Consider the following 14,173-nt stretch of genomic DNA (forward strand, 5'->3'; position numbering starts at 1 on the left):
GTGTCCGAGGGGGGACTTGAACCCCCACGCCCGATAAAGGGCACTAGCACCTCAAGCTAGCGCGTCTGCCATTCCGCCACCCGGACAAGGTGTCTTGTCTTCCGGGCCGCTCGGCCCTTCCGACGAGGAAAACAATAGCAAACATTCGAGGGGGTCGATCACCACCCCCTTTCCGGCCTCCGTCGTGTGAAGGCGGCATGTCGGCCGACCGTCGCCCTTGGGCGGCGAGGGGGCCACGCGGGAGGATGGGACCGATCACAAGGAACCACGTGGGGCACGTAGTGGGAGGAAGCAGAGTGAGCGAGTCGAACACGGCGCGGGGCATCACCGGTGAGAACGAGGTCGTCGATCTCTGTCGCGACCTCATCCGCATCGACACCAGCAACTACGGCGACCACTCCGGCCCGGGCGAGCGGGCGGCGGCCGAGTACATCGCGGAGAAGCTCGCGGAGGTCGGACTCGAACCGAAGATCATCGAGTCGCACAAGGGGCGGGCGTCCACCGTCGCCCGGATCGAGGGCGAGGACCCGTCCCGCCCGGCCCTGCTCATCCACGGCCACACCGACGTCGTCCCGGCCAACGCCGAGGACTGGACCCACCACCCCTTCTCGGGCGAGATCGCCGACGGCTGCGTCTGGGGCCGCGGCGCCGTCGACATGAAGGACATGGACGCGATGACCCTCGCGGTCGTCCGCGACCGGATGCGCAGCGGCCGCAAGCCCCCGCGCGACATCGTCCTCGCGTTCCTCGCCGACGAGGAGGCCGGCGGCACGTACGGCGCCCGGCACCTGGTCGACAAGCACCGGGGCCTCTTCGACGGGGTCACGGAGGCGATCGGCGAGGTCGGCGGCTTCTCCTTCACCGTCAACGAGAACCTGCGCCTCTACCTCGTGGAGACGGCCCAGAAGGGCATGCACTGGATGCGGCTGACCGTCGAGGGCACGGCCGGCCACGGCTCGATGACCAACGACGACAACGCGATCACGGAGCTCTGCGAGGCCGTCGGCCGTCTCGGCCGCCACCAGTGGCCGGTACGGGTCACCAAGACCGTCCGTTCCTTCCTGGACGAGCTCTCCGACGCGCTCGGCACCCCGCTCGACCCCGAGGACATGGACGGCACCCTCGCCAAGCTCGGCGGCATCGCCAAGATGGTCGGCGCCACCCTGCGCAACTCGGCCGCCCCGACCATGCTCGGCGCCGGGTACAAGGTGAACGTCATCCCCGGCCAGGCCACGGCGCACGTCGACGGCCGCTTCCTGCCCGGATACGAGCAGGAGTTCCTGGCCGATCTCGACCGGATCCTCGGACCCCGGGTGAAGCGCGAGGACGTGCACGGCGACAAGGCCCTGGAGACCAGCTTCGACGGGGCCCTGGTCGACGCCATGCAGCTGGCGCTGAGCGCCGAGGACCCGATCGCCCGTGCCGTGCCGTACATGCTGTCCGGCGGTACCGACGCGAAGTCATTCGACGACCTCGGCATCCGCTGCTTCGGCTTCGCGCCGCTCCAGCTGCCGCCGGAGCTCGACTTCGCCGGGATGTTCCACGGCGTCGACGAGCGCGTGCCGGTCGACGGCCTGAAGTTCGGCGTCCGCGTCCTGGACCGTTTCATCGACGCCAGCTGAATTCGGCCGCCCGTTCGTGCGTGCCCGGAAAGAGTGAATGCGCTCGGGGGCTCGTAGCCCCCTCCATTCCCCCTCGTTACAGGTGGTGCGGTCCGCGGCTGGGATCGCATTGGCAACTAGGAGGAATAATGATCAAGAAGGTCGTCGCTGCTGCGGCTGCCACTGGCGGTCTCGTTCTCGCGGGTGCGGGCATGGCCGTTGCCGACGCGGGCGCTCAGGGTGCCGCCATCGGTTCCCCCGGCGTGCTCTCGGGCAACGTCGTCCAGGTTCCCGTTCACGTCCCGGTGAACGTGTGCGGCAACACGGTCTCCGTGATCGGTCTGCTGAACCCCGCCTTCGGCAACACCTGCGTCAACGCCTGACGTTGTGCCTCGCCCGTAAGGGTGTGAGCCGGTCCGGCCCCGGAGTGCGTGCCATGCACTCCGGGGCCGGTGGCCATTTCCGCCCCGGGTGCTCCACCCGGTGGCGCTTTTGCGAAGCCGAGAAGGCGAGAGCCGAAAAGGCAGGGAACAAGCTATGCGACAGGTCACGCGCAAAGGTCTCATCACCGTCGCCGCCGCGGGAGGCGTTTTCGCCGCCGTCGGTGGCGGTTACGCACACGCCGATTCCGGCGCGAGCGGTACGGCCAAGAATTCCCCGGGCGTCGCGTCCGGAAACTCCGTCCAGGTCCCGGTCCACGTACCGGTGAACGCCTGCGGCAACACCGTCAACGTCGTCGGACTGCTGAACCCGGCGATGGGCAACAAGTGCGCCAACACCTCCAAGCCCGGCAAGCCGGGCGGCGGCTCGTCCGCCGGCGGGCACACGAGCGACTCTCCCGGTGTGGGCTCCGGCAACACCGTGCAGGTGCCGGTCGACGTCCCGGTGAACGTGTGCGGCAACAGCGTCACGGGCATCGGCCTGGGCAACGCCGCGGCGGGCAACGGCTGCGGCAACGGCATCGAGCCGACGCACCCGGGCAACCCCGGGAACCCTGGGAATCCGGGCAACCCCGGGAATCCGGGGAACCCCGGCAATCCTGGTAATCCCGGGAATCCGGGTAACCCCGGTAACCCCGGCACTCCTGGCAACCCCGGGACCCCCGGTAACCCCGGCACCCCGGGTAACCCTGGGACTCCGGGCGCCCCGGGCACGCCCGGTAACCCCGGTACTCCGGGAAGTGAGGGTGGCTTGCACACCCCCGGCCCGAACACGCCCGATACGCACGGCCTCACGCAGCCGCGTGCCGTCGAGGAGCTCGCCGAGACCGGTTCCGGCCCGCTCGGTGTGATCGTTCCCGCGGGCGCCGGTCTGCTGCTCGCCGGTTCGCTGATCTACCGTCGCGCCCGCAGCGCGGCCTGATCGCACCGCACCACGCACGGGGGCCCCGCACACGGCGGGGCCCCTTCTCGCTACCTACCAGGTCGCCCGGATCTGGCGGATGATCCGCCGCTTCAGCCGCACCCTGCGGCTCCCGTCCCGGTGCAGGCTCAGACGGTCCAACTCCCAGTGTCCGTACTCGGCATGGTCGGTCAGCAGCCGCGTCGCCTCCCTGCGGGAGACACCGCGCGGCACGTACACGTCGACAAATTCGTATTCCGGCATCGCATCTATTGTGCGGGCACGGGCCCGCTACGGATAGCGTGCGTCCCATGTCTGATGCTGCGCAGCCCACCGCTGCCGAGGTACGCGCCGCCGCCGAGGCGGTGAAAGCCGCACTGGACCGTCACCTCGCGGCGGTCGAACGCCGTACGGGGGACGACGACACGGCCGTCTACGAAGCCTTCAACGCCCTCGCGGCGGCAGCCGAGGAGTACGACGAACTCCTCTACGACCGCTACGACGAGGTCACCCCCTTCGAGATCCCCGGCGCGGACGGAGCCCTGCCGCCCTACGCCGGACCTGACGAACCTCATGCCCTCAGCCTCCTGATCCGCCGCGACTACGCCGTGGTGGAACCGCAGCGACTGTTCGCCCAGGCACGGCGCGTCGCCGAACTCGACGGCGCGGAGGACACGACCGGCGCGGCGGCCAAGGCGGACGCCTCCCCCCTCGCCGCGCTCGGGGTCCTCTTCGGCGAGTACGAACCCGACGAGATCGCCTCCCGGCACAAGGAGTTCGGCCTGGAGGAGGGCGACTCCACGCTCTGGGTCACCGCGGCCGAGGAGCTCCCGGAGCCGGGGGAGTGGCTCAACGCCCCCTTCGAGCACGCCGATCCGGAGCGGATCGTCTGTCGCTTCGACGTCAGCTCCGTCTTCGACGAGAACGAGGACGAAGGCGACGAGGACGACGACGGGGCCGGGGCCGTGGGGGACAGGCCCGTGACCGTGGGCGACGGCTCCTGAGGAGACGGCGGAGGGCCGGAACACCGCAAGGGTGGTCCGGCCCTCCGCCGCTTCTCCCGTTCGTTCCTAGTCCTCGGGCGTCGCGAGGAGACCCTCCAGGAGCGGCCGCAGCCGTGTCGTACGCTCCGGCGCGACCCCCTCGGCCACCGCGCGGGGCAGCGCCTGGTCCACGCCGTGGACGACCGACAGATGGCGCTCCGCGCGGCCGAAGGCCGTGTACACCCAGGCGCGGCTCAGGCCCGCCGCGGCGTCCCCGGGCAGCACCACGACCACCGCGGGCCAGCGCGTCCCGGCCGCCTGGTGCGCGGTCAGCGCCCAGCCGTGCCGCAGCGCCGACTCCACCCGCTCCTTCGGTACGAGGAGCTCGTCGTCGCCGCTCCGCAGGCGCAGGCCCTCGGCGTCGGCTCCCACCACGGTCCCCGTCACCGTCCGGCCCGGCACCGGCGCGTACGCCACCCGGTCCCCGGGGTCGTAGCCGCCGAAGCGGCCGGGGCCCGGGTTGAGCCGCTGCTTGAGCGCGGCGTTCAGCGCGCGCGTGCCCGCCGAGCCGCCGTGCCCGACCGTGACCACCTGGGTCTGCTCGGGCGGTACGCCGATCGCCCGGGGCACCGAGTCGGCCACGAGCTGGACCGTACGGTGCACGGCCTCGCCGGCGTCCCGTACGGGGACGATCACGACCTCCTTGCCGGGCGCCTCGACCTGGTTCAGTTCGCCGACGCCGATGCCCGACACGAGCTCGCCGAGCGGCCCCGGATCGGGCACGCGCGAGGCGATCCGCGGGCACACCCGGGCGGCGAGCACGTCGGTGAAGACCCGGCCCGCGCCCGGCGCCCCCAGGACCTCGGGGTCGCCGCTCAGTACCAGCCGGCAGCCGTCCGGGAGGGATTCGACGAGCATCGCGGCCGTCTCCACGTCGAGCTGCGGCGCGTCGAGGACGGCCAGCACGTCCAGGGCGAGGGCGCCCTCCTCGTCGCGACCGGGACCGGCGTCCCCGGAGAGCAGCGCGGCGACCGTCACCGCGTCCGCCCCGGCGGCGCCGAGCGCCTGCCGCCCGCCCTCCGAGTGGACCGCGAGCAGCGCGCGCAGACCCCGCTCGCGGGCCGCCGCGACGAGCGCGACGGGTTCGGCGCGGGCCGCCTCGCCCCCCGTGTGCAGGACGAGTCCGTGCGCCCCGGCGGCGCGGTCGAGCTCGGGACCCTGCCAGGTGTCGGCGGTGGCCGTTCTGACGAGCCGGGACAGACCGTCCGCGAGGCTCTCCTCCGCCAGCGCGTACCGGTCGAGCCCGAGCAGCACGGGCGTGGCCGGCTCCTCGGCGACCTCCTCCGCCTCCGCCGCCTCGTCGGCTTCGTCCTCGTCGGTGCCGTGCTCCTCCGCCGTCTCCTCCTGGAAGACGAGGACGGCCCCTGCGGAGACGGCCACCTCGACGGCCTTGTCCGGATCGGGCACCGAGTGCCGGGCGAGTCCGGCACGCACGGTCTGGAGCTCAAGGGCGGTGTGGCCCTGGAGCGCGGCCTGTTCAAGGAGCCAGACCGTCAGGGCGACGGTCCGGCGCGGGTCGTCGGGTCCGCACGCGGCGCCGAGCAGCGCCCGCGCGAAACCGTCGGCCTGCTCCGGTCGCACCCCGGGCACGGCGAGGAGCTGCCAGGGGTCCTCGCGCAGCGCACCGGCGGCGCCCTCGCCGAGCGCGGCGGCGACCTGTCCGGCCAGCGTCTCGGGCGCGCCGCCCTGGGCCAGTACCTCGCGCACGGCCGAAGTGGTGCCCGGCGCCGGAACCGGCGCGGTGTCCTGGGCGGGAGCCCGCACGGTCACGGCGGGGGCGGCCTCAGGGGCGGGGCGCCGGGGCGCGGGCGCCGGAGCCTCGTAGAACGCGCTGCCCGCGGCCGCGCCGCCCTCCACGGCCCGGACCGCCGCGAGGAGGTCGGCCGCCGTGCCGCTCAGCTTGGCGCCGCTCGCCACGGTGCCCTCCTTCTCGGCCTTCCGCGCCTCGATCCGGGCCCGCAGCTCGCGCTGCGCGGCGAGCTCGGCCTGCGCGTCGCTCAGCTCGGGCGTGTCGGAAACCTGGGCGGCCTCGGCGTCGTCCGTCCCGGCCTCGGCCTCGGGCGCCTCGCCCTCGGGCGTCTCCGCGTCGGCGGTTCCGGTCGTGTCGGCGGCTCCGGTGGCCTCGGCGCCCTCTCGTACGTCCTCGGCGGGCTCCTCGACAGGCTCCACGACGGGCTCCTCGATGGGGTCCACGGCCTCGGGTGCCTCGGGCGCGGTCTCCCCGGCAGGCTCGGTCACAGGGTGCTCCAGTCGTGATCCGGATAGCGGTGCACGGGCGCCGACACATCGTCCAGCGCCCGGCAGATCTCGTCAGGAAGACTAAGGCTCTCCACCGACAACGCGGCCGTGAGCTGCCGCGCCGTGCGCGCGCCGACGATCGGCGCGGTCACTCCCGGCCGGTCGCGGACCCAGGCGAGTGCCACCTCCAGCGGGGTCGTGGCGAGTCCGTCGGCGGCGGTCGCGACCGCGTCCACGATCCGGCTCGCCGCCTCGTCCAGGTACGGCTCCACGAAGGGCGCCATGGTCTCCGACGCGCCCCGCGAGTCCGTCGGCGTCCCGCTGCGGTACTTGCCCGTCAGGACCCCGCGGCCCAGGGGCGAGGAGGGCAGCAGGCCTATGCCGAGGTCCAGGGCGGCCGGCAGCACCTCGCGCTCCACGCCCCGCTGGAGCAGCGAGTACTCCAGCTGAGCGCCCGCGAGCCGGGTCCGGTCCCCGCCGAGCTGCCAGGTGCCCGCCTTGGCCAGCTGCCAGCCGCAGAAGTTCGCCACGCCCGCGTACCGCGCCCGCCCGCTCCGTACGGCGATGTCGAGCGCTTGGAGGGACTCGTCGAGGGGCGTGCACGGGTCGTAGGCGTGCAACTGCCACAGGTCCACATGGTCGGTGCCGAGCCGGGTGAGGGAGGCGTCGAGCGCGGCGAGCAGATGCCCGCGCGAGCCGTCGGTGCGCCGGTCGGGGTCCGCGACGCTGCCCGCCTTGGTCGACAGGACGAGGTCCTGCCGGGGCACCAGACGCTCCATCAGGCGCCCGAGCAGATACTCCGCCTCGCCCCCGCCGTACACGTCGGCGGTGTCCACGAGCGTGCCGCCCGCGTCCCAGAACGCCTTCAACTGCTCGGCGGCGTCGTGCTCGTCGGTGTCCCGCCCCCAGGTGAGCGTGCCGAGTCCGATGCGCGACACGCGCAGGCCGGTACGTCCGAGATGCCTCTGCTCCATGGGCGCGAGATTACTGGCCAGGGCACCACGCGGAGAGAGCCTGTGGACAACCGGACCCTGACGGATGCCGGAGCAGCGCGCTAGAGTCCGGCCCACAGGGACGTTACCGATGGGTAAGGGGTGTGTGGAATGCGGCTCGGCATCAACCTCGGCTACTGGGGCGCCGGAATGGACGGCGACAATCTCGCCGTCGCCCAGGAGGCGGACCGCCTCGGCTACGACGTGTGCTGGGCCGCCGAGGCCTACGGCTCGGACGCCCCCACGGTCCTCGCCTGGGTCGCGGCGAAGACGGAGCGGATCGACGTCGGCTCCGCGATCATGCAGATCCCGGCGCGCCAGCCCGCCATGACGGCGATGACCGCCGCCACGCTCGACTCGCTCACCGGCGGCCGGTTCCGCCTCGGCCTCGGCGTCTCCGGCCCCCAGGTCTCCGAGGGCTGGTACGGCGTGAAGTTCGACAAGCCGCTCGCCAGGACCCGCGAGTACGTCGAGATCGTCCGCAAGGCCATGACCCGCGAGCGCCTCAGCTACGAGGGCGAGCACTGGACCCTGCCGCTGCCCGACGGCCCCGGCAAGCCCATCAAGCTCACCGTCCACCCGCAGCGTGAGCACATCCCGCTCTACATCGCCGCCATCGGCCCCAAGAACCTGGAGCAGACCGGCGAGATCGCCGACGGCGCCCTGCTGATCTTCCCCTCCGCCGAGCACCTGGAGGAGACCGCGCTCCGCCACCTGCGCGCGGGCCGCGAGAAGGCCGGGCTGACCATGGACGGCTTCGACGTCTGCCCGACGCTGCCGCTCGCCCTCGGCGACGACGTGACCGCCCTCGCCGACGTCTTCCGGCCGTACACGGCGCTGTACGTCGGCGGGATGGGCAGCCGCAAGCAGAACTTCTACAACCAGCTCGCGCAGCGCATGGGCTACGAGAAGGAAGCCGCCGAGATCCAGGACAAGTACCTGGCCGGCGACAAGGCGGGGGCCGCGGCCGCCGTGCCCCACAGCCTGATCGACCAGACGACCCTGCTCGGTTCCGTCGAGCGGATCGCCGAGCGGATGACCGCCTACGCGGAGGCCGGGGTCACCACCCTGACCCTCGCCCCGGCCGGCTTCACGCTCGACGAGCGGCTGGCGGCCCTGCGGGCGGGCGTCGAGGCGATGGAGCGCGCGGGCCTGTCGTAGGACGCCGCCGGGCTCCGTAAGGACGAGAAGGACGAGAACGACGAGGGCGGCGAGGGCGAAATGAAGGCCCGCGGGGGGTGATCCCGCGGGCCTTGGCCTGCGGCCGTGGTGGGGGCTCGGGGGTCTTCCCCGCCACGGCCGTCACGCAGCACAACGGCTCCGCAGGGCCACCGGTTACGCCCCCGGGCCTCACTCTTTCGGCCGAGTAGTCAGGCCCTCCTGTTGCCCCTCGCCCCGGACCGCATTTGACTCGGTGGTCCGGGGGCGACGAAGTGCGGTTGCGCACGGAGGTGGCGGCGATGCTCACGGCCAGGAGCCTGTTCCAGGAAATCATCGACGACGACGAGTCGTTCCGGCTCTTCTGCTCCATCGCCGCCAGCGGCGAAACCCAAGGGGGCTGGGAGAACGCGCGGATCGCGGCCCTCGTCGCCCCCGGCATGCGCGAGCTCGCGCCCAAGATCACCCGGCACGGCGCCGACGAGGACAAGCACGGCCGGATCTTCAACGCCCTGCTGAAGAAGCGCGGCCTCGAACCCGTCCCCGTACCGCCCGAGACCGACTACACCATGCTGCTCGAACAGCGCGGGATCGGTCTCGCCCACGACAAGCTCCGCCGCGACGAGCCGCTGGCCGAGTCGGACATCGTCGTCTACCTCGCCCACAGTCGGGTCACCGAGCAGCGGGCCGCCGACCAGATGGACATGCTCGTCACGTACTTCGGGGACCATCCCGAACTGGGCAGGGCCATCCACATGATCGACAACGACGAGGCGAACCACCTCGCGTACTGCCACGAGGAGCTGCTCCGGCTGGCCCGTGAGGGCCACGGCCGGCTCATCCAGCGCACCCTGCGCGACTCCGCGCTCACCGAGATCAAGGTCTACCGCGACGTCAGCCTCGCCGTGATGAGCCACATGGGCCGCATCCTGCGCTGGCCCAAGCCCAAGGCGGCCACCCTCGCCGCCGGGATCCGCGGCATGTACGCGTACGAGCGGGTCGCCGGCTGGCACAGGATGGTCGACCTGAGGATGCCCGAGCGGCGCGACGCCCTCGGAGGGCCCGCGACCCCCGCCCCCGCCTTCTGAGGGCGCGGTCCCACGCCGGCCTCAGAGCCAGCCGCGCCGCTTGAACAGCCGGTGGAGACCGGTGACGATCCCCGCCATCAGGACGATCAGCGCCGGGTAGGACCAGGTCCAGCCCAGCTCGGGCATGTGGTCGAAGTTCATGCCGTAGATCCCCGCGATCATCGTGGGGACCGCGGCCATGGCCGCCCACGCCGAGATCTTCCGCATGTCGTCGTTCTGCCGCACGCCCATCTGCGCGAGATGGGCCGAGAGCACGTCGGACAACAGCCGGTCGAGTCCCTCCACCTGCTCGTTCGAGCGCAGCAGATGGTCGTTGACGTCGCGGAAGAAGGGCTGGGCGTGCGCGTTCACGAAGGGCACCGAGCCGGCCGTCAGCCGGGCGAGCGGCCCGGCCAGCGGGCCGCTCGCCCGGCGGAACTCCAGGACCTGCCTCTTCGCCGTGTAGATCCGCTCCGCGGTGTTCGACGGATTGCCGCCGGTCGGCGCGAACACGTCCGCCTCCAGCTCCTCCAGGTCCACCTGGAGCTCACCCGCCACATCGAGGTAGTGGTCCACGACCGCGTCGCTCACCGCGTACAGCACGGCCGTCGGCCCGTGCCTCAGCACCGCCGGCTCCGCCTCCAGCCGCCTGCGCACCGCCGCCAGCGCCGCGCCCTCGCCGTGCCGGACGGTCACCACGAAGGAGTCGCCGACGAACAACATCAGCTCGCCGGAGGAGACCCGGTCGCTCTCCGGTTCGTAGACGATCGGCTTGAGCACTACGAACAGCGAGTCGTCGTAGACCTCCAGTTTGGGCCGCTGATGGGCCTTCAAGGCGTCCTCGACGGCCAGCGGGTGCAGCGCGAATTCCGAGGCGACGTGGGCGAACTCCGCCTCCGACGGCTCGTGCAACCCCACCCAGAGGAAGGCGTCCCCCGTCCGGCGCGCCTCGTCCAGCGCGTCGGACAGGTCGGCGGGCCCGGGAGTCCGGCGCCCGTCCCGGTAGATGGCTGAGTCCACGATCACGCGCCGTATTCTCCCCCGCCGTCCTCCAGCACGCACGCGCGCGTGGCGCACACCGGCCGATCCGCGCCATCCACGCGCGCGCGTGGCGCACAACGGCCGATCCCCGCCATCCACGCGCCGCGTGGACCTAGGCTGGCCGCCATGGCCACGTTGATCCTCGTCCGGCACGGACGCTCCACCGCCAACACCTCCGGAGTCCTCGCCGGGCGCATGCCCGGGGTCGCGCTCGACGAGCGCGGCGCGGCGCAGGCCGCCGCGCTCCCCGGGCGCCTCGCGGGCATCCCGCTCGCCGCCGCGGTCTCCAGCCCCCTCCAGCGCTGCCGGGAGACCCTGCGGCCGCTCCTCGACGCCCGTCCGGGCCTCCCGCTGCACGTCGAGGAGCGGATCAGCGAGTGCGACTACGGCGACTGGTCCGGCCGCAAACTGGCCGAGCTGAGCGACGACCCCCTCATGGAGATCGTCCAGGCCCACGCCTCCGCCGCCGCGTTCCCCGGCGGCGAGTCCATGCGCGGCATGCAGGCCCGCGCCGTCGAGGCCGTACGGGACTGGAACGCCCGGATCGAGGCCGAGCACGGCGAGGACGCCACGTACGTCATGTGCTCCCACGGGGACATCGTCAAGTCGATCGTGGCCGACGCGCTCGGCCTCCACCTCGACCTCTTCCAGCGCATCCACGTCGACCCGTGCTCGGTCACCGTCATCCGCTACACGCGGCTGCGCCCCTTCCTCCTCCGCCTCGGCGACACCGGCGACTTCGCCGGACTCGTCCCCCGGGAGACCCCCGACAGCAGCGGTGCGGCGGAGGTCGGGGGTGGTGCGGGCGCACCGTGATCCCTTCGCGCAGTAGGGTGGACGCGCCGTTGTCGTACGACTGTCGAGACTTTAGGGAGCCGGGAACGTGTCCCGTCAGGTGTTCCTCTACGACCCACCGGAGCGTTTCGTGGCCGGTACGGTCGGGCTGCCTGGCCGCCGTACGTTCTTCCTCCAGGCGTCGGCGAGCGGTCGGGTGACGAGCGTCGCGCTGGAGAAGGCGCAGGTCGCCGCACTGGCCGAGCGCATCGACGAGCTTCTGGACGAGGTCGTGCGCCGCACCGGCGGCAATGCCCCCGTCCCCTCGATCGCCCCCGCCGACAGCGCGGACACCGCCCCGCTCGACGCCCCCGTCGAGGAGGAGTTCCGGGTCGGCACCATGGCGCTCGCGTGGGACGGCGAGGAGCAGCGGCTGATCGTCGAGGCGCAGGCGCTCGTCGAGCTCGACGTGGACTCCGAGGAGGACCTCGCCGAGGCCGAGGAGCGGATGCTCCAGGACGAGGAGAACGGCCCGCCGATGCTCCGCGTCCGGCTCAGCGGCGCCCAGGCCCGGTCCTTCGCCAAGCGGGCCCTGGACGTCGTCAACGCCGGCCGGCCGCCGTGCCCGCTGTGCAGCCTGCCGCTCGACCCCGAGGGGCACGTCTGCCCGCGCCAGAACGGATACCGCCGCGGAGCATGAGCAGCAGCCCCGAGACCCTGCCGGCCGCGGAGCTGCTCGCCCACGGTGAGCTGACCGTGCGCGGCCGGGTCGGCGAGGCGTCCAACGCCGTGCTCTACTGCTCCGTCGCGTACGAGGGCCGTGAGGCGGCCTGTGTGTACAAGCCGGTCGCGGGGGAGCAGCCCCTGTGGGACTTCCCGGACGGCACCCTCGCGCAGCGCGAGGTCGCCGCGTACGAGATCTCCGAGGCCACCGGCTGGGGCCTGATCCCGCCGACGGTGCTCCGCGAGGGCCCGTACGGCGATGGCATGGTCCAGCTGTGGATCGAGGCCGATCCGGAGGCGCGGCTCCTCGCCCTCACCGAGGACGAGGAGGCGGGCGACGGCTGGAAGGCCGTGGGGCCCGCCCAGATCGCCGAGGACCGCACCGCGCTCCTCGTCCACGCCGACACCCCCGAGCTGCGGCGTCTCGCCGTCCTGGACGCCGTCATCAACAACGGTGACCGCAAGGGCGGACACCTGCTGCCGGCCCCCGACGGACGCCTGTACGGCATCGACCACGGCGTCTCCTTCCACGTCGACGACAAGCTGCGCACGCTCCTCTGGGGCTGGGCGGGCGAGGAGCTGCCCGCCGAGGCGGCCGCGGTCCTCGACGCCCTGGACCGCTCCCTGGCGCCCGGAGAGCCGCTCGCGACCCGTCTGGCGGAGTTGCTCACCGGGGCCGAGGTGGCGGCGGTACGCGCCCGTGTGGCCGCGCTGCGGGCGAGCGGGCGGCACCCGGAGCCCTCGGGGCTGTGGCCGGCGATCCCCTGGCCGCCGGTCTGAGATCGGGTCCAAGGCGGGGGCCGGACCGAAAAGTTTCGGCCATCACGGGCCGGGAGGGTCTGGACCCCTGGGGGGTATGCACGCACGCCTCCGACCCGCAAGAGCGCCTAATCGGTCAAGATCCCGGATCCGGTTCGTATCCGGAACACCTGTCCGGTTACGCTCGGGTCATGCATGCCTGGCCCGCTTCTGAGGTCCCCGCCCTTCCCGGCAAGGGCCGCGACCTCCGGATCCACGACACCGCGACCGGCGGACGAGTCACCCTCGCCCCCGGCCCCGTCGCCCGTATCTACGTCTGCGGCATCACGCCGTACGACGCGACCCACATGGGTCACGCGGCGACCTACAACGCGTTCGACCTCGTTCAGCGCGTGTGGCTCGACACCAAGCGGCAGGTGCTGTACGTCCAGAACGTGACGGACGTGGACGACCCGCTGCTGGAACGAGCCATCCGTGACGGCATCGACTGGGTCGGCCTGGCCGAGCGGGAGACCGCCCTCTTCCGCGAGGACATGACCGCCCTGCGGATGCTGCCCCCGCAGCACTACATCGGTGCTGTCGAGGCCATACCGGGCATCGTCCCGCTCGTCGAGCGGCTCCGGGACTCCGGCGCCGCGTACGAGCTCGAAGGCGACGTCTACTTCTCCGTCGACGCCGACCCGCACTTCGGTGAGGTCTCGAACTACTCCACCGAGCTGATGCGCCACCTCTCCGCCGAGCGCGGCGGAGACCCGGAGCGCCCCGGCAAGAAGAACCCGCTCGACCCGATGCTCTGGATGGCCGCCCGCGAGGGCGAGCCGAGCTGGGACGGCGCCAGCCTCGGCGCCGGGCGTCCCGGCTGGCACATCGAGTGCGTCGCCATCGCCCTGGACCACCTCGGCATGAGCTTCGACGTGCAGGGCGGCGGATCCGACCTGATCTTCCCGCACCACGAGATGGGCGCCTCCCACGCCCAGGCCCTCACCGGCGAGTTCCCGATGGCCAAGGCGTACGTCCACGCCGGCATGGTCGGCCTGGACGGCGAGAAGATGTCCAAGTCCCGGGGCAACCTCGTCTTCGTCTCGCGGCTGCGCCGCGACGGCGTCGACCCGGCCGCCATCCGGCTCGCGCTCCTCTCCCACCACTACCGCGCCGACTGGGAGTGGACCGACCAGGTCCTCCAGGACGCCGTGGAACGGCTCGACCGCTGGCGCGCCGCGGTCTCCCGCCCCGACGGCACGTCCGCCGACGCGCTCGTCGAGGAGATCCGCGAGGCCCTCTCCGACGACCTCGACGCCCCGGCCGCCCTGGCCGCGGTCGACCGCTGGGCCGCGCTCCAGATCGCCGAGGGGGGCACCGACGAGTCCGCTCCCGGTCTCGTCTCCCGCGCCGTCGACGCGCTCCTGGGTGTCGCCCTGTAGCGAGCGCCGCGGAGC

14 protein-coding genes and 1 tRNA gene are annotated in these 14,173 nt (G+C 72.6%); 10 read left to right on the forward strand and 5 right to left on the reverse strand.

Translation table 11 applies throughout. The annotated features are described in order from the left end of the window. Position 1: 1 nt before the first annotated feature. Positions 2–86: transfer RNA gene (locus ACIBG6_RS32770), tRNA-Leu, on the reverse strand. A 210-nt stretch (positions 87–296) separates the two neighbouring features. Here ACIBG6_RS32770 and ACIBG6_RS32775 point away from each other — a divergent pair. The 3 genes from ACIBG6_RS32775 to ACIBG6_RS32785 all read left to right on the forward strand — a co-directional run bounded on the left by ACIBG6_RS32775 (position 297) and on the right by ACIBG6_RS32785 (position 2,963). Next, positions 297–1,622 carry a M20/M25/M40 family metallo-hydrolase gene (locus ACIBG6_RS32775; RefSeq protein ID WP_399226370.1) on the forward strand — a complete coding sequence of 442 codons (1,326 nt, stop codon included), beginning with the start codon at positions 297–299 and terminating at the stop codon, positions 1,620–1,622. A gap of 128 nt (positions 1,623–1,750) precedes the next feature. Beyond that, entirely contained in the window at positions 1,751–1,984 is a 234-nt protein-coding gene (gene chpH / locus ACIBG6_RS32780) for a chaplin ChpH (protein WP_015032475.1), read from the forward strand. Between the two features lie 154 nt (positions 1,985–2,138). Beyond that, positions 2,139–2,963: a chaplin gene (locus ACIBG6_RS32785; protein ID WP_399226371.1), complete on the forward strand. Its 825-nt coding sequence runs from the start codon at positions 2,139–2,141 to the stop codon at positions 2,961–2,963. A 54-nt stretch (positions 2,964–3,017) separates the two neighbouring features. Here the strand turns inward: ACIBG6_RS32785 and ACIBG6_RS32790 are convergent, their stop codons facing one another. Further along, the gene (locus ACIBG6_RS32790) at positions 3,018–3,206 is read right to left on the reverse strand and encodes a DUF5703 family protein (protein ID WP_024761985.1); all 189 of its coding nucleotides are present in this window, start codon (positions 3,204–3,206) and stop codon (positions 3,018–3,020) included. A 47-nt stretch (positions 3,207–3,253) separates the two neighbouring features. Between ACIBG6_RS32790 and ACIBG6_RS32795 the strand changes: the two genes are divergently transcribed. Then, positions 3,254–3,946, forward strand: coding sequence for a hypothetical protein (locus ACIBG6_RS32795; protein ID WP_399226372.1), 693 nt, complete (start codon positions 3,254–3,256; stop codon positions 3,944–3,946). Positions 3,947–4,012: 66 nt separating this feature from the next. Here the strand turns inward: ACIBG6_RS32795 and ACIBG6_RS32800 are convergent, their stop codons facing one another. Both ACIBG6_RS32800 and ACIBG6_RS32805 read right to left on the reverse strand, forming a co-directional pair. After that, a complete protein-coding gene (locus ACIBG6_RS32800; RefSeq protein ID WP_399226373.1) occupies positions 4,013–6,223 on the reverse strand; it encodes a helix-hairpin-helix domain-containing protein in 2,211 nt (736 codons plus the stop codon). Beyond that, a complete protein-coding gene (locus ACIBG6_RS32805) occupies positions 6,220–7,197 on the reverse strand; it encodes an aldo/keto reductase (RefSeq protein WP_329624379.1) in 978 nt (325 codons plus the stop codon). The genes ACIBG6_RS32800 and ACIBG6_RS32805 overlap by 4 nt, the downstream gene beginning before the upstream one ends. A 129-nt stretch (positions 7,198–7,326) precedes the next feature. Between ACIBG6_RS32805 and ACIBG6_RS32810 the strand changes: the two genes are divergently transcribed. Both ACIBG6_RS32810 and ACIBG6_RS32815 read left to right on the forward strand, forming a co-directional pair. Continuing rightward, positions 7,327–8,376, forward strand: coding sequence for an LLM class F420-dependent oxidoreductase (locus ACIBG6_RS32810; RefSeq protein WP_399226374.1), 1,050 nt, complete (start codon positions 7,327–7,329; stop codon positions 8,374–8,376). A 299-nt stretch (positions 8,377–8,675) separates the two neighbouring features. Beyond that, on the forward strand, positions 8,676–9,461 hold the full coding sequence (locus tag ACIBG6_RS32815; protein ID WP_399226375.1) for a ferritin-like domain-containing protein: 786 nt from the start codon (positions 8,676–8,678) through the stop codon (positions 9,459–9,461). Positions 9,462–9,482: 21 nt separating this feature from the next. Here ACIBG6_RS32815 and ACIBG6_RS32820 read toward each other — a convergent pair whose 3' ends face one another. Next, positions 9,483–10,475, reverse strand: coding sequence for a magnesium and cobalt transport protein CorA (locus ACIBG6_RS32820; protein ID WP_399226604.1), 993 nt, complete (start codon positions 10,473–10,475; stop codon positions 9,483–9,485). A 132-nt stretch (positions 10,476–10,607) separates the two neighbouring features. On the opposite strand from ACIBG6_RS32820, the gene ACIBG6_RS32825 reads away from it, so the two are divergent. The 4 genes from ACIBG6_RS32825 to mshC all read left to right on the forward strand — a co-directional run bounded on the left by ACIBG6_RS32825 (position 10,608) and on the right by mshC (position 14,158). After that, positions 10,608–11,297: a histidine phosphatase family protein gene (locus tag ACIBG6_RS32825; RefSeq protein ID WP_399226376.1), complete on the forward strand. Its 690-nt coding sequence runs from the start codon at positions 10,608–10,610 to the stop codon at positions 11,295–11,297. Positions 11,298–11,364: 67 nt separating this feature from the next. Further along, the gene (locus tag ACIBG6_RS32830; RefSeq protein ID WP_329624383.1) at positions 11,365–11,955 is read left to right on the forward strand and encodes a DUF3090 domain-containing protein; all 591 of its coding nucleotides are present in this window, start codon (positions 11,365–11,367) and stop codon (positions 11,953–11,955) included. Continuing rightward, positions 11,952–12,758, forward strand: coding sequence for an SCO1664 family protein (locus ACIBG6_RS32835; RefSeq protein ID WP_399226377.1), 807 nt, complete (start codon positions 11,952–11,954; stop codon positions 12,756–12,758). The genes ACIBG6_RS32830 and ACIBG6_RS32835 overlap by 4 nt, the downstream gene beginning before the upstream one ends. A gap of 170 nt (positions 12,759–12,928) precedes the next feature. Further along, positions 12,929–14,158, forward strand: coding sequence for a cysteine--1-D-myo-inosityl 2-amino-2-deoxy-alpha-D-glucopyranoside ligase (mshC, locus tag ACIBG6_RS32840; RefSeq protein ID WP_399226378.1), 1,230 nt, complete (start codon positions 12,929–12,931; stop codon positions 14,156–14,158). The last annotated feature ends 15 nt before the right edge of the window (positions 14,159–14,173 follow it).

The organism is Streptomyces sp. NPDC050842 (genome assembly GCF_044456565.1).
Classification (GTDB): Bacteria; Actinomycetota; Actinomycetes; order Streptomycetales; family Streptomycetaceae; genus Streptomyces.